The 19,430-nt window shown below is 46.9% G+C and carries 17 protein-coding genes; 15 read left to right on the forward strand and 2 right to left on the reverse strand.

Features of this window, described 5'->3' with window-relative positions:
- Positions 1–63: 63 nt before the first annotated feature.
- The 3 genes from KIV41_RS22615 to KIV41_RS22625 all read left to right on the forward strand — a co-directional run bounded on the left by KIV41_RS22615 (position 64) and on the right by KIV41_RS22625 (position 2,547).
- Positions 64–549, forward strand: coding sequence for a hypothetical protein (locus KIV41_RS22615; protein WP_038896825.1), 486 nt, complete (start codon positions 64–66; stop codon positions 547–549).
- A 215-nt stretch (positions 550–764) separates the two neighbouring features.
- On the forward strand, positions 765–1,145 hold the full coding sequence (locus KIV41_RS22620; RefSeq protein WP_252041295.1) for a hypothetical protein: 381 nt from the start codon (positions 765–767) through the stop codon (positions 1,143–1,145).
- Between the two features lie 16 nt (positions 1,146–1,161).
- Entirely contained in the window at positions 1,162–2,547 is a 1,386-nt protein-coding gene (locus tag KIV41_RS22625; protein WP_252041297.1) for a lyase family protein, read from the forward strand.
- Between the two features lie 56 nt (positions 2,548–2,603).
- On the opposite strand, the gene KIV41_RS22630 is transcribed toward KIV41_RS22625, so the two are convergent.
- Both KIV41_RS22630 and KIV41_RS22635 read right to left on the reverse strand, forming a co-directional pair.
- On the reverse strand, positions 2,604–6,035 hold the full coding sequence (locus tag KIV41_RS22630; protein ID WP_285337726.1) for a PAS domain-containing hybrid sensor histidine kinase/response regulator: 3,432 nt from the start codon (positions 6,033–6,035) through the stop codon (positions 2,604–2,606).
- A gap of 135 nt (positions 6,036–6,170) precedes the next feature.
- Complete coding sequence (locus KIV41_RS22635; protein WP_010444143.1) at positions 6,171–7,361, reverse strand: 3-phenylpropionate MFS transporter; 1,191 nt, start codon at positions 7,359–7,361, stop codon at positions 6,171–6,173.
- Between the two features lie 239 nt (positions 7,362–7,600).
- Between KIV41_RS22635 and KIV41_RS22640 the strand changes: the two genes are divergently transcribed.
- The 12 genes from KIV41_RS22640 to KIV41_RS22695 all read left to right on the forward strand — a co-directional run bounded on the left by KIV41_RS22640 (position 7,601) and on the right by KIV41_RS22695 (position 19,336).
- Entirely contained in the window at positions 7,601–9,427 is a 1,827-nt protein-coding gene (locus tag KIV41_RS22640; protein WP_182027050.1) for a DUF294 nucleotidyltransferase-like domain-containing protein, read from the forward strand.
- A gap of 35 nt (positions 9,428–9,462) precedes the next feature.
- Complete coding sequence (locus KIV41_RS22645; RefSeq protein ID WP_138941630.1) at positions 9,463–10,092, forward strand: 3'-5' exonuclease; 630 nt, start codon at positions 9,463–9,465, stop codon at positions 10,090–10,092.
- 221 nt (positions 10,093–10,313) lie between these two features.
- On the forward strand, positions 10,314–12,266 hold the full coding sequence (gene acs, locus KIV41_RS22650) for an acetate--CoA ligase (protein ID WP_285337727.1): 1,953 nt from the start codon (positions 10,314–10,316) through the stop codon (positions 12,264–12,266).
- 307 nt (positions 12,267–12,573) lie between these two features.
- Positions 12,574–13,023 carry a type II 3-dehydroquinate dehydratase gene (gene aroQ, locus KIV41_RS22655; protein WP_045389864.1) on the forward strand — a complete coding sequence of 150 codons (450 nt, stop codon included), beginning with the start codon at positions 12,574–12,576 and terminating at the stop codon, positions 13,021–13,023.
- A gap of 59 nt (positions 13,024–13,082) precedes the next feature.
- Positions 13,083–13,550 (forward strand): acetyl-CoA carboxylase biotin carboxyl carrier protein, encoded by a 468-nt coding sequence (accB, locus tag KIV41_RS22660; RefSeq protein WP_038892505.1) that lies wholly within the window; start codon positions 13,083–13,085, stop codon positions 13,548–13,550.
- 14 nt (positions 13,551–13,564) lie between these two features.
- Positions 13,565–14,908, forward strand: a complete 1,344-nt coding sequence (gene accC / locus KIV41_RS22665; RefSeq protein WP_005440401.1) for an acetyl-CoA carboxylase biotin carboxylase subunit — start codon at positions 13,565–13,567, stop codon at positions 14,906–14,908.
- 130 nt (positions 14,909–15,038) lie between these two features.
- Positions 15,039–15,926, forward strand: a complete 888-nt coding sequence (prmA, locus tag KIV41_RS22670; RefSeq protein WP_285337729.1) for a 50S ribosomal protein L11 methyltransferase — start codon at positions 15,039–15,041, stop codon at positions 15,924–15,926.
- A gap of 139 nt (positions 15,927–16,065) precedes the next feature.
- Positions 16,066–17,034, forward strand: a complete 969-nt coding sequence (dusB, locus tag KIV41_RS22675; RefSeq protein ID WP_038884139.1) for a tRNA dihydrouridine synthase DusB — start codon at positions 16,066–16,068, stop codon at positions 17,032–17,034.
- A gap of 23 nt (positions 17,035–17,057) precedes the next feature.
- Positions 17,058–17,354: a DNA-binding transcriptional regulator Fis gene (gene fis / locus KIV41_RS22680; protein WP_000462885.1), complete on the forward strand. Its 297-nt coding sequence runs from the start codon at positions 17,058–17,060 to the stop codon at positions 17,352–17,354.
- Between the two features lie 100 nt (positions 17,355–17,454).
- On the forward strand, positions 17,455–18,036 hold the full coding sequence (locus KIV41_RS22685; RefSeq protein WP_285337730.1) for a hypothetical protein: 582 nt from the start codon (positions 17,455–17,457) through the stop codon (positions 18,034–18,036).
- Positions 18,037–18,123: 87 nt separating this feature from the next.
- The gene (locus tag KIV41_RS22690) at positions 18,124–18,351 is read left to right on the forward strand and encodes an AlpA family transcriptional regulator (protein WP_213867239.1); all 228 of its coding nucleotides are present in this window, start codon (positions 18,124–18,126) and stop codon (positions 18,349–18,351) included.
- Positions 18,352–18,778: 427 nt separating this feature from the next.
- Positions 18,779–19,336, forward strand: a complete 558-nt coding sequence (locus KIV41_RS22695) for an inovirus-type Gp2 protein (RefSeq protein ID WP_285337731.1) — start codon at positions 18,779–18,781, stop codon at positions 19,334–19,336.
- Positions 19,337–19,430: the final 94 nt, after the last annotated feature.

Genomic DNA, 19,430 nt, shown 5'->3' on the forward strand with positions numbered 1-19,430 from the left:
GGGCTTTTTTATTCGCTAGATTAGGTTAATTTAACCTTATGAAGTTGTAGCAAGGAAGCCAACATGTTCAAAAACAAGCACTTTATTATCGCTCTGTTGATCGCCCCAATTCTTTCTTTGATCGCTTATTTCGGTACAGACATGGCTCTGAGTGAAAAGCCTCATGCCGCTAAAGAAGGGGAAAGCTACAAACTGGCCAGTAAGTCGAATTGCCGTTATACCAGTGGCTTGTGTGATATGGAGAATGGTGACTTTAAAGTGAAGTTTCGCTCAGAAAAGCTGACGCAAGATAGCCTAGAGTTGTCTTTACATGCGGCTTATCCACTGGAAGGGGTGAAGCTTTCAGTCGTGGATAGCCAAGAGCAAAACGCACAGCCAATTGACATGACACCAGCGGATCAAGCCGGACAAAACTGGACCATCACTTTGCCTAAGCCTGCATCAGCCGAGAGTTGGTTACGTGTTGCGATTCAATCTGAAGGCACACTCTACTACGGTGAAACGCAAACAGCATTTGTGAAATACGAGACTTTGTTTACGGACAAATAACTTACCTGCTCCATAAGGCTTGAAGACGCATTTGAGCCGACCTTATCTCGCGAAAGAATACCGAGCTTAATTGTAGGGATTGAGCTCTCCCACTTCAGCCGATACTGAGTCCGAGTATCGGCTTTTTTTGTTGTGTTATTTCCTCAAAAAAGCTGTGGTTGCTAATCGACAATTAATTGATAATAATTATCATTATCTTAAATATCGAGGTAACTATGGACAGCAGCCAAGCCATCTACAACGCCTTTTTTAAAGCGCAAGACCGATTCCTTCATGTGTATGCGCCAAGCGGCTTCGAACCTGATGTGATTCATGATTACATCCATTGGGGCATGGTGCTGTCGTCCATCTACGATCACGATGCAGAGCACGAAAACCTGTTGCTGTGCGAACTGTATTTGCGTCAGGTTTACTTCCATCTACTTGATGCCATTCAAAACCCTGCTCGTAGCCGCATCTTCCGCCGAGTTTGCCTCGATTCCATTCACACTCCGCTACTTTGTCTCAAACGTTACTACTACCAATTTGAGGATGGCGATGTGAAATTTCTCTCATTACAACAACAATTACGTCTGATACAGACGCCACTCGATTAAACAAAAGGAACCTACCATGACCACGGAATTCCGTATCGAAGCAGACAGCATGGGCGAAGTCAAAGTCCCAGCCAACGCTTTGTATCAAGCCCAAACTCAACGCGCTGTCGATAACTTTGCTTTTAGCAAGCACACTATGCCGACTGGCTTTATCCAAGCACTAGCGCACATCAAACAAACCGCTGCGCTCACCAATGCTCAACTTGGCTTGCTAGAAGGTGATATTGCCAATGCCATCGCCGATGCTGCGCAAGCAATCATTGATGGTAAACACCTCGACCAATTCCCTATCGATGTATTCCAAACCGGCTCGGGCACCAGCTCAAACATGAATGCCAACGAAGTGATTGCAACATTAGCGTCTGAGCACCTAGGCGGAACGGTCAATCCAAATGATCACGTCAACATGGGTCAAAGCAGTAACGACGTAGTGCCTACAGCGATTCAAGTCAGCTCTGCAATTGCGATTGAAAAACAGCTACTGCCTGCATTGTCTCACTTAAGTGAAACACTAGAGACTAAGCAGCAAGCACTAAAAGATGTGGTGAAAACAGGTCGCACGCACCTCATGGATGCGATGCCAATTACCTTCGCCCAAGAGCTTGGCGGCTGGCAGTTCCAAATTGAGCATGCTAAGCAAGCCATTGAGCAAACACTGCCAGCAGTGAAAGCGTTAGCCCAAGGTGGAACAGCGGTGGGCACAGGGATCAACGCCGATCCGCGCTTCGCCGATCTTTTTGCTGATAACTTAGCGCAATCAACGCGCATCGAGTTTGCTTCAAGCAAAAACTTCTTTTTCAATCTCAGCAGTCAGGATGCGATCGTTGCCCTATCGGGACAGCTCAAAACAGCAGCAGTTGCGATCATGAAGATCTCAAACGATCTTCGCTGGATGAACTCAGGTCCACTCGCAGGCCTAGGTGAAATCGAACTGCAAGGTTTGCAACCGGGCTCTTCCATCATGCCAGGCAAAGTGAACCCAGTGATTCCAGAAGCAGCTGCTATGGCGTCTGCCCAAGTGATTGGTAACGACGCGACCATTACCGTTGCCGGTCAATCGGGTAACTTCCAGCTAAACGTGATGCTGCCAGTGATTGCTCACAATGTACTAGAAAGCATTGAACTGCTGTCGAACAGCGCCGTAGCTTTGGCAGACAAAGCCATCGCGACGTTTGAAGTGCGCCAAGACAACCTTGATGTGGCACTGGCGAAGAACCCGATTCTGGTCACCGCACTTAACCCTGTGATTGGCTACCTAAAAGCAGCCGAAGTAGCGAAGAAAGCCTACAAACAAGGTCGCGCTATCATTGATGTCGCGGAAGAAGAAACGGACTTAGATCGTACCACATTAGAAAGATTGCTCGATCCAGCCAAACTGACTCAAGGCGGCGTTGCAGAATAAGCCACCGACCGATCACCCCCTTAAAGCAAAAGACCTCCAATCGGAGGTCTTTTTTTCTAGGCGACTCGATTGAGCACCGAACGTAGTTTCAAAGGTTTTACAGGTTTGGCGATAAAACTAAACCCATTGGCTTTAATGCCTTCCATCATGTCATCGGTTCGATCGGCACTGATGATCACCCCTTCAAAACGGTTACCCAGACGCAAGCGGCATTGCTGCAACACTTCTAATCCTGTTCGACCATTGTCTAAACGATAATCGGAGAAAATTACATCTGGCAGCCAATCGTCTTCGATAGCTTTCAGACTCTCAACGATGTCAGTCGCAATGCGAATATCACACCCCCAGCGTGAGAGTAAATTTTCCATTCCGACCAGAATATCCGGCTCGTTATCAACACATAGGACACGAATATGGCTTAAATCGGATTGTGCACTCTTCACCGCTTTAACCGCCGGAATATGTAACTTCTCTGCTTTATCTAAGGTAATCGAGAACACACTGCCTTTACCAAACCAAGAACGCATCGAGATTTCATGCCCCAGCACTTGAGCAATACCTTTCGAGATGGCTAAGCCTAGCCCCAAACCTTGATCAGAACGAACTTGAGTACCGCGATTAAACTCTTCGAAGATCTCTTGTTGCTTCTCCTCTTCGATCCCCATACCGTTATCCCATACATCGATACGCACTCGCCCTTGTACGCGGCGTACACCGAGCGCCACTTTGCCATTCGGGCTATAACGGAACGCATTGGTAAGGAAGTTCTGCACAACACGGCGCAGCAATTTCGGGTCGGATTTCACCATCAAAGACGATGGGATCATGGTGAACTCAATACCTTGTTGTTTCGCCAGCGCACTGAATTCCGCATTCAAGTTTGCCAATACATCATTAACCGCAAAGCCATGCACATTGACGTCTAGCTTGCCCGATTCCAAACGCGAAATATCCAGCAAATCACCAATCAAATCTTCTGCTGCACCTAATGCACTCTCAATGTGGGTCGACAGCTTTTGGGTTTCACTGTCTTTGGCAACTTCCGACAACGAAGAAGCAAACAGACGTGCGGCGTTCAGCGGCTGCATCAAGTCATGGCTCACCGCCGCTAAGAAGCGCGACTTAGACTGTGACTCATGCTCAGAACGTTGCGTCGCTGCCACCAGCTGTTTGTTCAATTGTTCCAACTCACGAGTACGAGCACGAACGCGCTCTTCTAGTGTCTCATTAGCGTCTTTCAGAGCTTGCTCCGCATCGCGGAAAACGGTGATATCGGTAAAGCTCATAACGAAACCGCCACCGGGCATTGGGTTACCTTGCACTTCAATTACGCGACCATCTGGACGCACACGGGAAGAGGTATGTCGCGTGCCTTGTTCAAGGTGATAAACACGGCGACGAACGTGATCTTCGGGGTCACCCGGACCACACAGACCCTGCTCAGCATTATGACGAATGACTTCAGCAATCGGACGCCCGACCTGAATCAACCCCGGCGGGAAGACAAACAACTCAAGGTAACGCTGGTTCCACGCCACCAACCTCAATTGTTTGTCGACAACCGCGATACCTTGTCCAATATGTTCAATCGCCCCTTGCAGCAAACCACGGCTAAAATCGTACAGCTCAGAGGCTTCATCAACAATAGTCGCCACCTCCTCAAGTTGCATGTTTCTGCCCTGCAACGCAGAAGTAAGTACTAACTTAGCAGAAGAGGCACCAAACACACCGGCAAGTACGCGCTCAGTATGTCGAATCAAGGTAGAGGGGGCTTGTTGGTTAGGAAGTAGCTCTTCTCGTTGCTGACTCCAATAGGTTTGGAAGGCAGATTTCACTCGCGTGCGTCCGACAAATCGAGAGGCTAGCATCTCTAGCTCACTAACCGTGACGCGGCTTTGGTACAAGCTGATATTTTCACTCTCAGGCAAAGGTGTGCCAACGAATGATGCCGATTGTAGGCGTTCACTTATGCTTGGCCGCGTGGCTAGCGATACGGCGACAAAACATGCGGTATTCGCCACCACGCTGAGGATCATGCCCCAATCAGAAACGGCAATGCCAAAGCCTGCCAATAAATCAGGTGGTGTGATAAGCCAAATTAGTAAGTTATTGGTTGCATCGCCCGCTAGCATGTCGGTTTGGCTCATTAAAGTAATCAACCAAATTGTGAAACCCACCAGCAAACCAACATACACGCCCTTTTTGTTGCCCTGACGCCAGTACATGCCGCCAATCAAAGATGGAGCAAACTGGGTAATCGCTGCAAACGAGAGAAACCCTATTGCGGAGAGTGAGTGAATACTATCTAAAGCCTGATAAAAGCCCCATGCGCCAATCAAAAGAAGCAGAATAAGCCCACGACGTATACGTAACAGCAACGTAGAAAAGTGGTGATGATTGCGTTTTGATAACTTCATCCGGCGCAGAATCAGCGGCATCACCAAATCGTTCGATACCATGATTGCTAAGGCAATGGTCGAGACGATAACCATACCACTTGCCGCCGAAGTACCACCCAAGAAAGCCAGCAACGCAATGTCATTTGCACCCACCGCCATCGGCACACTTATCACGTAGGTATCAGCAGGACTGCCACTCAACAGGCTTTGTCCTACCCACGCGATCGGCAAAACAAAGATGCCCATCAGAATCAGATACAGTGGGAATAGCCAACGGGCAACATGTAGGTCTTGCGCGCGTTCATTCTCAACCACCATGGTATGAAACTGACGTGGCAAACAGACAATCGCCAACATGGTCAGAATGGTATGAATCAACAAAGTCGGAATATTTGGCGACTCATAGGTTTCAGATGCGATATCAGCGAGATGGAAGCTCTCGGTATCCATCGCGAGCCAAACAATAAACACGCCCACCACCAAGAACGCCACCAGCTTGAGCACAGATTCAAACGCAATCGCCATCATCATGCCGCGGTGGTGTTCGGTGTTATCGATATGGCGCGTACCAAACAGCATGGTGAAGATCGCCATCGCCCCCACCACAAACCAAGACACACTGTAGTTTTGATAACTGAGATCAGAAGCCAAATCTGGCGCAATGATTTCTAATCCCATGGTGATGCCACGCAGCTGCAAAGCGATATACGGCAGAATACCCGCCACGGCAATTAAGGTAACAGCCACCGCCAAACCTTGCGATTTACCATAGCGGGCAGCAATGAAGTCAGCGATTGAGGTGATGTGCTCACGCTTGGCAATCAGTATAAGCCGAGCGAGAACGCGCCAGCCGATGGTAAACACGATTATCGGCGCAATGTAGATGGGTAAGAAGGACCAAGGATTATTGCTCGCCTGTCCAACCGTGCCGTAGAAGGTCCACGACGTACAGTAGACCGCAATCGACAAACTGTAGATCCATGGTCGCCAACGCGCTAACCATCTCTTTTGTTTGTCACCATACCAAGCGATTAAAAACAGGATTCCCAAATACGCCAAAGAAACGGGAATCACTAGCCATCCTTGCATTCGATATCCTTTCTTGCCTTTCTTGCCGTTTTTAAAGCAAGAGAATAAAAAAACCTCTCCATAAGGGAGAGGTTTCATTTAACACTGCTTTCACAACAGAGACAAAGGTTAGTTTTTAATCTCTGTCACAGAAGCTTAATTCTGTGCTTCAGGTGCATTGGCTGATAGGTCTACCACATTACTTTCATCATTTTGAGGCTCAACTTTGATGAACAACGCAACAAAACCCATCGCAGCCATCAACCAGAAGATACTCGCCCCCCAGTGCTCGTAACCCCAACCACTGATCACCGTCATTAGTGCGATAAACGCACCAAGTGGAATCGCATTGTACAACGCCTGCAATGCCACCATCTTGTTCTCTGCTGAGTTCTGGATGTATTGAATTGCGGCAATGTGTGCCATCGCAAACGTCACACCGTGAAGCATTTGCACGACCACTAATGCGAATATAGAAGTCGTCGTGGCTGTCATGCCCCAACGCAGCATCACACCACCGGCAGCAATCACAAACAGAGTGCGCAAAGACCAGCCAGCGAATAGACGCTTACTCAGAGCAAACACGGCAACTTCAGCTGCCACACCTAAGCTCCACAAGTAACCAATCACATCTTCAGAATGACCTGCAGCTTTCCAGTGAATGGCACTAAAACCATAGTACGCCGCATGACTACCTTGTATTAACGCCACCAGCACAAGAAACTTGACCACAGGTTTATCAGTAAGTAGTGCTGATAGCTTCGGACGTTCAGCATGCTGGTCACCGCGGGTCACAGGCATTGGGTTGGTATTACGCATAACAAACAATAGCGAGATGAATACCCCGGCCATTGCCGTATAGAGAATCATATCAGAGCCAAATTCTGCCACTAAATACCCAACCACCGTTGAGCCAGCAATAAAAGCAATAGAGCCCCACAAGCGGGTACGACCGTAATCGAGCATCTTCAAACGCGCATAGTAGTTTGCCATGGCATCAGATAAAGGCACCACAGGACCACAACACAAGTTAAACAAGACAGTGGCGAGTGCCATTAACCAGAAGTTGCCGCCGGTGAAAAAGTGGAAGCCAACAAAAATAAGGGCAGCAAAACTTAACCAGCGTAGCGCTGGCATGATGTGTTCAACCTTATGTAAACGTGGCGTAATGACCATATTCGCCACACAACGTGTCGCTAAGCCCAACCCGACTAATAGACCGATGTCTGTCGGAGAAACGCCCTGCTCTTTAAACCACAATGACCAAAATGGCAGATACACGCCATACGCAAAAAAGAATCCGAGAAAGTACTGGGAAATCCAGCCATACGGAGAGGGTTTCAACATCACAGATATCCTAAAAACGACAAAACTAAAGACTTCCACCACGTAAACGTTTGGGACGCGGAATTATGGATCGCAATGCGTAATAGAAAAAGGGAAGAATCGGCAACTTACCGTTTCCTCTATGGTACAGGCTCTCGAAATGCAAAATTAGATTGTGACGATTTAGACCAAAGTCGTCTGGCTTCGGCAGGGAAATTTGTCAGACTTAGAATGTGTTCCCACCAAATTTAGGTGCTCTCATGCCTGACAAATTTAATATGCAATCTCCACCGTTCGATCGCCTGACCGACGCACAGCAAAATCGACTGCGCTCATCTCTAGATGTGGCGTATTACCGAACGCGAGATGTCATCTTAGCTTGTGGGCAAGACAACCCTCATCTGCACGTACTGATTAAAGGCGCGGTAGAAGAGCGCTCAAAAGATCAAGACGAAGTGTTTGCTCACTACGCCAACGACGACATGTTTGATGTGCGTTCGTTATTCGAAGGAAGCGTCCGCCATCAGTATGTAGCACTGGAAGATACCCTGTCGTACTTGCTGCCCAAAGACGTATTTCTTGAGCTGTATAACGAGAACGGACAGTTCGCCGCCTACTTCGATAACAACTTATCGAAACGCCAAGCCCTCATTGAAGCGGCTCAGCAGCAGCAAAACCTTGCGGAGTTCATTCTGACTAAAGTCGATAGCAGCATCTATCATCCACCAATGCTATTGGCACCTGATATGCCAATTAATCAGGTCACCAAAACACTCAAGGACAATGGCATCGATGCTGCTTTGGTTCAGCTTAGCCAAGAGGACCCGCGCTTAGATCAATATCCATCGGCGCATCCCTACGCGATAGTGACTCGAACCAATATGCTTCATGCCGTGATGCTTGACGGCCACCCACTCGATACGCCAGTGAGTGAGATTGCTACCTTCCCTGTTTATCACGTGGATGATGGTGACTTCTTGTTTAACGCCATGATCACCATGACACGCAATCGCATGAAACGTCTAATGGTGTGCGAAGGCAATCAAGCGGTCGGTATGTTGGATATGACGCAAATCCTCAGTGCGTTTTCCACTCACTCACACGTACTGACACTCAGTATTGCACGAGCCAGTAGCGTGGAAGAGTTAGCCCTTGCTTCCAATCGACAGCGTCAGTTGGTGGATAGCTTGCTGACCAATGGTATCCGCACTCGCTTCATCATGGAGCTGATATCCGCCGTAAACGAACAAATCATCGAAAAAGCGTTTGAGCTTGTGGTGCCACCAGCACTGCACGATCACTGCTGTTTGATTGTGCTTGGCTCGGAAGGTCGTGGAGAACAAATCCTCAAAACCGATCAAGACAATGCGCTGATCATCCAAGATGGGTTGGAATGGGAACATTGCTCCGAAGTCATGCAAACCCTCACCCACACCTTGCAGCAACTGGGCTACCCACTCTGCCCAGGCAAAGTCATGGTTAACAATCCGAAGTGGGTTCGAACGCAGCAAGAGTGGATCAAAACTATCGATGGTTGGATTGCTAAAGCGCAGCCTGAACAAATCATGGATTTAGCCATCTTCAGCGACGCTCATGCGGTCGCAGGCAATCGAGAGCTGCTCACGCCTATCGCCGAGCACCTGAGAGACAGCATGGAAGATCGCATGTTGATTCTGTCCGATTTCACTCGCCCTGCTCTGCAATTTTCCGTGCCTCTTACTCTGTTTGGTAACGTAAAAAGTGCTAAGGACGGGCTGGATATCAAGCGTGGCGGCATCTTCCCTATCGTGCATGGCATTCGCACTTTGGCATTGGAATACGCGATTGAAGAGAAGAACACCTTCGAGCGTATCGAAGCACTGAGAAACAAACGCATCTTAGAACCAGAAACCGCAGATAACCTCAATGAGGCGCTAAAGCTGTTCTTTAAGATCCGTTTGAACCAGCAATTGAATAAGCAAGCAGCATTGAACAACATCGACATCAAACAGTTAGACAGAACAGAGCGAGATCTGCTGCGCCACAGCTTACACGTAGTGAAGAAGTTTAAGCAGTTCTTAGGCTTCCATTATCAAATCCGTGATTAGAGTCTTTTAGGCAAGTAAGGCGAGAGGTAACAGGGATGAATTGGCTTCAAAGGAAATACTGGCATTACAAGCTGAAAGGCTCACCTTATCAGCCACTGTTCTGTTCACCGCAAAAAGGCGAATTTGTCTCTCTCGATTGCGAAACCACCAGCTTGGATCCAAATCGTGCCGAGCTGGTCACCATCGCTGCGACCAAAATCATCGATAATCGCATCATCACCAGTAAACCGTTCGAAGTTCGACTACGCGCCCCGCAATCACTCGATTCAGGTTCAGTGAAAATTCACCATATCCGCCACCAAGATTTGGTGGATGGCATCAGCGAAAAAGAAGCACTCATCAAGCTGCTCGACTTTATCGGCAATCGTCCTTTAGTCGGCTACCACATTCGCTATGACAAAAAGATCCTCGACCTCGCCTGTCTGAGGCATTTAGGTTTTCCACTGCCCAACCCATTAATCGAGGTTAGCCAGATTTATCACGATAAGCTCGAACGTCATTTGCCTAACGCCTACTTCGACTTAAGTCTTGATGCAATTTGTAAGCACCTTGAACTGCCGATTCAAGACAAACACGATGCCCTGCAAGACGCAAAATCCGCCGCTTTAGTGTATGTACGCCTGACCAAAGGTGATTTACCTAACCTGAGCGTACCGTATACCTAATAGGTTTAAGACTCAGCTTTCGATCCACCTCCCACATTCGCTTTAAATTCAGCAATATCGCGGCGCATTCCTCACTCTCATCCTAAAGTCTAATTGTGGAAATACGCGCTGTGACTGACAGTTATATGCACAGCAACGTTCTTGATGAATCACAGACTAAAGAACGGAAACAGCCCTACAAAAGACGAAGGTCGAGAATTAAAGGCACAAGGAGAGAAGCCATGAGCGAAGCCCACGTTTATCCGGTAAAAGAAAATATTAAAAACCATACGCATGCGGATAATGACACTTACCTAGCCATGTATCAGCAGTCGGTAAGCGACCCTGAAGGCTTCTGGAGCGAACACGGTAAAGTTGTCGATTGGATTAAGCCATTCACTCAAGTTAAAAACACCTCTTTCGATACTGGTCACGTCGACATTCGTTGGTTCGAAGACGGTACGCTGAACGTATCTGCAAACTGTATTGACCGTCACCTTGCCGAGCGTGGCGATGAAGTCGCGATCATCTGGGAAGGCGATGATCCTGCCGACGACAAAACCCTCACATTCAATGAACTGCACAAAGAAGTGTGTAAGTTCTCTAACGCACTAAAAGAGCAAGGCGTACACAAAGGCGACGTGGTTTGTCTTTACATGCCAATGGTGCCAGAAGCGGCTATCGCAATGCTGGCATGTACCCGTATTGGTGCGGTTCATACCGTGGTATTTGGTGGCTTCTCGCCAGAAGCCCTGTCCGGTCGTATCATCGACTCAGATGCTAAAATCGTTATCACCGCTGACGAAGGCGTTCGTGGTGGTCGCGCAGTACCACTGAAGAAAAACGTTGATGAAGCACTGACAAACCCAGAAGTAAAAACCATCGACAAAGTTGTCGTTCTAAAACGTACGGGCGGCGACATTGATTGGCACGAGCACCGTGACGTTTGGTGGCACGAAGCAACGGCTGTTGTTTCTGACGTATGTCCACCAGAAGAGATGAAAGCGGAAGACCCTCTATTCATTCTTTACACTTCAGGCTCAACAGGTAAGCCAAAAGGCGTGCTGCACACTACAGGTGGTTACCTAGTGTACGCAACCATGACCTTCAAATACGTGTTCGATTACCAAGAAGGTGAAACGTTCTGGTGTACGGCAGATGTGGGTTGGATTACAGGTCACACTTACTTAATTTACGGTCCACTGGCGAACGGTGCGAAAACCATTCTGTTCGAAGGTGTACCAAACTACCCAAGCACGGCTCGCATGAGTGAAGTGGTTGATAAGCATCAAGTAAACATTCTCTACACTGCACCAACAGCGATTCGTGCACTAATGGCAAAAGGTAACGAAGCGGTAGCCGGAACATCTCGTTCAAGCTTGCGCGTAATGGGCTCAGTAGGTGAACCTATCAACCCTGAAGCATGGGAGTGGTACTACAAGGCTATCGGTAATGAAAACTCACCTATCGTTGATACTTGGTGGCAAACAGAGACAGGCGGTATCTTGATTGCGCCACTACCAGGTGCAACAGACCTGAAACCAGGCTCAGCAACTCGCCCATTCTTCGGCGTACAACCTGCGCTAGTGGACAACATGGGTAACATCATTGAAGAGACCGCAGCAGAAGGTAACTTAGTGATCCTTGATTCATGGCCAGGTCAGATGCGTACTGTTTACGGTGACCACGAGCGCTTTGAGCAAACCTACTTCTCTACCTTCAAAGGCATGTACTTCACCAGTGATGGTGCTCGTCGTGACGAAGACGGCTATTACTGGATCACAGGTCGTGTAGATGACGTATTGAACGTATCAGGTCACCGTATGGGTACCGCAGAAATTGAATCAGCACTGGTTGCACACGATAAGATTGCAGAAGCAGCGATTGTCGGTATTCCTCATGACATCAAAGGTCAGGCAATTTACGCATACGTCACGCTTAATGACGGTGAATTCCCATCAGCCGAACTGCACAAAGAGGTGAAAGACTGGGTACGTAAAGAGATTGGCCCAATCGCAACGCCAGACGTACTGCACTGGACAGACTCTCTACCAAAAACTCGCTCCGGTAAGATCATGCGCCGCATCCTACGTAAGATTGCAACGGGTGATACCAGCAACCTAGGTGATACTTCGACATTGGCCGATCCAAGTGTTGTAGACAAGCTAATTGCAGAGAAAGCAGAACTGGCATAACACCCCACCTCTGTTTTAAACGCTAGCCCTAAAAGCCACCATTGCATATGGTGGCTTTTTTGTGCGTGGACGCAAAATAAACCACAATAACCACATGGCAATTATGTTGTTTTTGTTAACTTGGTTACAGAAACGACAGGGGACATTAGGAGATTAGACCAGTAAATTGCTGCTAATTGCTGTGAATTAGCTATAATCTTGGTCGATTTTTTAAAATTTGCTCGGTTTTAACAAAAAAATCGTGCTGAATTATCGTATATTTGGGAATATAAACGTTCCACTCACGATAAAGGAAGATAGCAACATAATGTCTGCAAAGTCACGGATTCTAGTTCTAAACGGACCAAATCTTAACCTATTAGGTCTGCGTGAACCGACGCATTACGGTAGCAACACCCTAGCACAGATTGTTGACGCATTGACTGAACAAGCTCACAACTCTGGGGTGGAACTTGAACACCTGCAATCTAATCGTGAGTACGAACTGATTGAAGCTATCCATGCAGCTTATGGCAACGTGGACTTCATCATCATTAACCCAGCCGCTTTCACTCATACCAGTGTGGCGCTGCGTGATGCATTACTTGGCGTAGCCATCCCATTTATCGAAGTGCACCTATCGAACGTTCACGCTCGCGAGCCGTTCCGCCATCATTCTTATCTGTCTGATAAAGCAGAAGGGGTGATTTGTGGCTTAGGTGCACAAGGTTATGAATTCGCTCTGTCTGCAGCAATCGCGAAATTGCAGGCAAAGTAAACCAAACACTCTGCAGCCCTTTGGGTTGTCTTAATCACAAGATAAAAGAGAAAGAAAAGATGGATATTCGTAAAATCAAGAAGCTAATCGAGTTAGTTGAAGAATCTGGCATTGCTGAGCTAGAAATCTCTGAAGGTGAAGAGTCAGTACGCATCAGCCGTAGTGGTCCTGCAGCGGCTCCAGCACCAGTTCATTACGCAGCAGCTCCAGTAGCAGCACCTGCGCCAGTGGCAGCGGCTCCAGTAGCAGACGCACCAGCAATGGCCGCAGAAGCACCAGCAGCAGTTCCTGCAGGTCACCAAGTTCTTTCTCCAATGGTTGGTACTTTCTACCGTTCTCCAAGTCCAGACGCGAAATCATTCGTTGAAGTTGGTCAGAGCGTAAATGCTGGCGAAACTCTATGTATCGTTGAAGCAATGAAAATGATGAACCAAATCGAAGCGGACAAATCAGGTGTTGTAACTGCAATCCTAGTTGAAGACGGCCAACCAGTTGAATTCGACCAACCACTAGTTGTAATCGAATAAGCGGGGCTTGCCTTATGCTAGATAAAGTAGTCATCGCGAACCGAGGTGAAATCGCACTTCGTATCCTTCGCGCTTGTAAAGAATTAGGTATTAAGACTGTGGCAGTTCACTCAACAGCTGACCGCGATCTTAAGCACGTACTACTTGCAGACGAAACAGTATGTATCGGTCCTGCTCGTGGTATCGACAGTTACCTGAACATCCCTCGCATCATTTCTGCGGCAGAAGTGACTGGTGCTATTGCGATTCACCCAGGCTACGGCTTCCTATCTGAGAACGCAGACTTTGCTGAGCAAGTAGAGCGCAGCGGTTTCATCTTCGTTGGTCCTAAAGCAGACACCATCCGCATGATGGGTGACAAAGTGTCAGCAATCAACGCAATGAAAAAAGCAGGCGTTCCTTGTGTACCAGGTTCTGACGGTCCACTAGATAACGACGAAGACAAAAACAAAGCTCACGCTAAGCGTATCGGCTACCCAGTAATCATCAAAGCCTCTGGTGGCGGCGGTGGTCGTGGTATGCGCGTTGTACGTTCTGAAGCGGAACTTGTTCAAGCTATCGCTATGACGCGTGCAGAAGCAAAAGCGGCGTTCAACAACGACATGGTTTACATGGAGAAATTCCTAGAAAACCCTCGTCACGTTGAAGTACAAGTGATTGCTGATGGCCAAGGCGGTGCTATCCACCTAGGTGAACGTGACTGTTCTATGCAGCGTCGTCACCAGAAGGTTGTTGAAGAAGCACCAGCACCAGGTATCACAGAAGAGATGCGTAAGTACATCGGTGAACGTTGTACTCGTGCATGTCTAGAAATCGGTTACCGTGGCGCAGGTACGTTCGAATTCCTATACGAGAACGGTGAATTCTACTTCATCGAAATGAACACTCGTATTCAGGTTGAGCACCCAGTAACAGAAATGGTTACCGGCGTTGACCTAATTAAAGAACAGCTACGCGTAGCAGCAGGTCAGCCATTGTCATTCACTCAGGATGACATCAAGATCCGCGGCCATGCGATTGAGTGTCGTATCAACGCAGAAGACCCAGAGCGTTTCCTACCTTCACCGGGTAAGATTGAACGCTTCCACGCGCCAGGCGGTATGGGTGTTCGTTGGGAATCTCACATTTACACAGGCTACACAGTACCACCTCATTACGATTCAATGATTGGTAAACTGATCACTTACGGTGAGAACCGTGATGTAGCGATTGCACGTATGAAGAACGCACTAGGCGAGATGATCATTGAAGGCATCAAGACTAACGTTACTCTACAAGAGTCAATCATGAATGATGAGAACTTCCAGCACGGTGGTGCAAACATTCACTACCTAGAGAAGAAGCTAGGCCTACAATAAGCCTTCGCTAACCTCATAATAAATGCCCACATCTGTGGGCATTTTTGTTTTGTATAAAGTCTATACTCAAACAAATCGTAGAGTTCTGGTAAACTCTGCGCCACTTCATTCACTTTAAGAGCAAAAACAAATGCCTTGGATTCAAATCAAACTCAATGCGACCAATGAAAACGCTGAGCAAATCGGCGACATGCTAATGGAAGAGACTGGTGCGCTGTCTGTAACATTCCTAGACGCGCAGGATACGCCTGTATTCGAACCTCTACCTGGCGAGACTCGCTTATGGGGCGATACTGACATTCTGGCACTGTACGATGCAGAAGCTGATACAAACTTCATCATCACTCAAATCAAAGCAAGCAACATGCTAGCGGAAGATTTTGCTTACAAAGTAGAACAGCTAGAAGACAAAGACTGGGAACGCGAGTGGATGGATAACTTCCACCCAATGAAGTTCGGTGAACGTCTATGGATTTGCCCAAGCTGGCGTGAAATTCCAGAGCCAGACGCAGTAAACGTAATGCTAGATCCAGGTCTTGCATTCGGTACAGGTACTCACCCAACGACTGCATTGTGTCTTGAGTGGCTAGAGGGTCTCGATCTATCAGGTAAGACAGTAATCGACTTCGGCTGTGGTTCAGGCATCCTAGCGATCGCAGCGATCAAACTAGGCGCAGAAAAAGTTATCGGGATCGACATTGATCCTCAAGCACTACAAGCATCTCGCGACAACGCTGAACGTAATGGCGTAGCCAATCAACTTGAAGTGTTCCTACCTCAAAACCAGCCTGAAGGTCTAATTGCAGACGTTGTGGTTGCAAACATTCTTGCAGGTCCACTTCGTGAACTAGCACCAATCATTAAAAACCTAGTGAAGCCAAATGGCGACCTTGCAATGTCGGGTGTTTTAGATACTCAAGCAGAAGATGTAGCGAACCATTACCGTGACGAGCTTCACATTGACCCAATCGCAGAGCAAAGTGAATGGTGTCGCATCTCTGGTCGTAAGCAAGGCTAGACAAGGTTTTCAGGGCTAATTGTTTGAATTTCATACAAATTAACAAAACAATTTGTAAATGCTCAAATATTAGTCTTTTCACGCAGTGAAAAAATGCGTAAAATGCGCGCCCTTGCTGGTACAGAACTGTGATGACGTTTTGAAAATCGGAAACTATCAACTTAAGAACAATCTAATCGTAGCCCCTATGGCTGGTGTAACGGATAGACCGTTTCGCGAGTTGTGTCTTCGCTATGGTGCGGGAATGGCCGTCAGTGAAATGATGTCTGCAAACCCGAAACTATGGGGAACGTCAAAGTCGAAACAGCGCATGGTACATGAAGGCGAATCGGGCATTCGCTCAGTACAGATTGCCGGTTCCGATCCACAGCTTATGGCCGATGCGGCTCAATTTAGTGTTGAAAATGGTGCACAAATCATCGACATCAACATGGGCTGCCCAGCAAAAAAAGTGAATAAGAAGCTGGCGGGTTCAGCACTGCTACAGTACCCAGACATCATCAAAGAGATTTTGACTGCGGTAGTGAACGCGGTAAACGTTCCTGTAACGTTAAAAACCCGCACTGGCTGGGATACAGAAAACAAAAACTGTGTCCAAATCGCTAAATTAGCCGAAGACTGCGGCATCCAAGCTCTCGCTCTGCATGGCAGAACGAAAGCCTGTATGTACAAAGGTGAGGCCGAATACGACAGCATTAAAGCAGTTAAACAAGCTATATCCATTCCGGTTATCGCAAACGGTGATATCGATAGCCCGGAGAAAGCGAAGTTTGTACTGGAGTACACCGGTGCTGACGCTTTAATGATTGGACGCCCTGCCCAAGGTCGTCCTTGGATTTTCCAGGAAATCCATCACTATTTGGAAAACGGCACCACGATGGATGAGCTTCCAAGTGAGGAAGTGAAAACCATTATGCTTGGTCATGTGAACGCTCTGCATGATTTCTATGGAGAGTTCTTAGGCCCACGTATCGCGCGTAAGCACGTTGGTTGGTACCTAAAAGAGCATGAACAAGCGAGTGAGTTTCGCCGTACCTTTAACGCTATCGATGCAGCTGAGCTGCAACTTGAAGCGTTAGAAGGTTATTTTGATAACGTTGCATCATAATTAAGAGAAGAGCTAGACCGAATATGTTCGAACAAAATCTGACTTCAGAAGCATTAACAGTAACTACAGTAACGTCACAAGACCAGATTACTCAAAAGCCTTTACGTGACTCTGTTAAAGCGTCTCTTAAAAACTACCTAGCTCAACTAAACGGCCAGGAAGTAACAGAACTATACGAATTAGTTCTAGCTGAAGTTGAACAGCCACTACTAGATACCATCATGCAGTACACTCGCGGTAACCAAACTCGCGCAGCAACTATGATGGGTATCAACCGCGGTACTCTTCGCAAGAAACTTAAAAAATACGGCATGAACTAATCGGACATAGCCAAAGCCTTATACCGCAAGCCACTAGAGGGAAACCTTTAGTGGCTTTTTCTTTATATGTACCCCTGTATGTACCCCTAGGTAATTCTTTATGCTCTTTAAAGTCGAACCGTGCTTTACAATCCCTAGCCTCAGTGAACTAGATAAAAAGACTCAAGAACATACTCCCCTCAATCCTGTGAGTGAGTTTGTGCGTGCAGAACTTCGAAAAAAGATAAAAAAGAAACCTGAATTGGAGAGACTCGAAGAAAGAATAATAGAAGCACTCTCTAAGCATAAAGATGTAATTAAAAGAGATAAGCAAAAAGAAGCCCTTGCTGAATTTGAAAAAAAATACTTCCGAAACCTTGTTGATCGCACCATTGGCGGCTGCAAAGTACAAGCCCCATTCCTCCCAGCAATTCAGAAAGCTAAAGAGTTTGCGAAAGAGCTCTACACACATTGGAATGTAAAGGATGTTCAAGTCGGCACTATGATTAGCTTTATTCAGAGCAGCTGTAAGAGTAGTTTATTCAATGGTATGTCTAGACTATCGCATAATACCTTACGAAAAATAATACAACCTTATGCACCAAAATCAGCTTTTCGAAAAGGTCGTAGCAGCCCGTCGAACATTGCCGCTCTCGAACTGGAAGCGAAGCGATTATTTGGTACAGAAGCTTTTTTATTTTAAGTACCAAGGCTAGCTGAATAGACGAAAGCATTTCTCCTCGTTGGCAAACTCAAAACCATCGAAAACAAGCCAACACATGGTAAAGAAATGCTTAAACATACAGCTAAGAATCACAATTCAATCCTCAATCCTACCGATCGTCTTATTCGAGAAGATGAGCGGAGAATACTCACATCTATATCTCGCTCACAAGCATGGGTTCTAGAGCAAAAGGGGCTCTTTCCAAAACGAATTCGACTTGGGAGTCGCTCCGTAGCTTGGCGTTTATCAGAAGTCTTGAAGTGGATCGAAACACGAGAGGGAGTTCAATCATGAAAACAACACGCTACTACGATTACAGCAGGAGCATGACGAGAGAGGAGCTGAGCGTAATACTGACAAAGAAAGAAGTTGCTCTGCTGATAGGAAAAAGCACCTCGACGGTAGGACGAATGGTTAAAGATGGGCGGCTACCAACACCACTGAAAACCCAACGAGACCGAAATGGAGGTTGGACGAAAAGTACAATAATGCAGTGGCTACACGACCGAAACGAAAATCATCTATAGGTTTACATAAAGCTTCATCCTACTTGGAGTTGCTCTTCTTTGACCCATTTTGACTCTCGAACTCGACTTTATGGGTGTCATAAATCGAACCGCTTTCTATATTGGTAAAGCGGTTCGATTCCGCAAGAGTCACTAATGTGCAGGTTACTATATATTGTATGTGCCCTATTCTTCTCCACCCGTCAAAAAAACATTTGGCTTACTTTGTATACCAAGGAAAGCCTCAACTCATATTCCTTAGTAAAAAAGGAATAATCAAAGAAATACTCAATAAGTCTTATCGCCTGATAGACATCATGCTCAGCTACTACAGCAAGGTAACAGCTGTACTTGTCCAACTTCATCAAGCTCAAACCACTGAAGACAATAAGCTACTAACACGTATGGTTCAAAAGCTAAAGGGCAAGTTAAAAAAGCACTACAAATGTGAGATCGGATACTTTTGGGTTAGAGAACAAGACAAAGCTGAATCTCACCACTATCACATGGTAATTATGCTTAATGGTCACAAGTGCCAACAAAGCACGCTAGTAGACAAAATCGTTCAAGAAGCGTGGCAGAGCATACATCCAGATAACTTTTCTTTTAGAGTGAGGAACAGGATCTATCGTATTCATCGCAATGGAAATGGTCATGAGTTAAGAGCACTGAAAATGCGTTTGAGCTATATGGCAAAAAAGGAGGGCAAAACGGAATTCAGTACTTATACAAACGTATTCAGGTATAGCCGTCTTAAAAGCAACGCGCAGTAACAACTCAATTTTTTCATCAAATCAAACCCCATGAACCGAATGTATCGTGTCATTTTCACCGAAACATTCTGCGAGGTTTAGGATCTTTATTACA

It is taken from the genome of Vibrio sp. D401a (assembly GCF_030248515.1).
In the GTDB taxonomy this organism is placed as follows: Bacteria; Pseudomonadota; Gammaproteobacteria; order Enterobacterales; family Vibrionaceae; genus Vibrio; species Vibrio rotiferianus.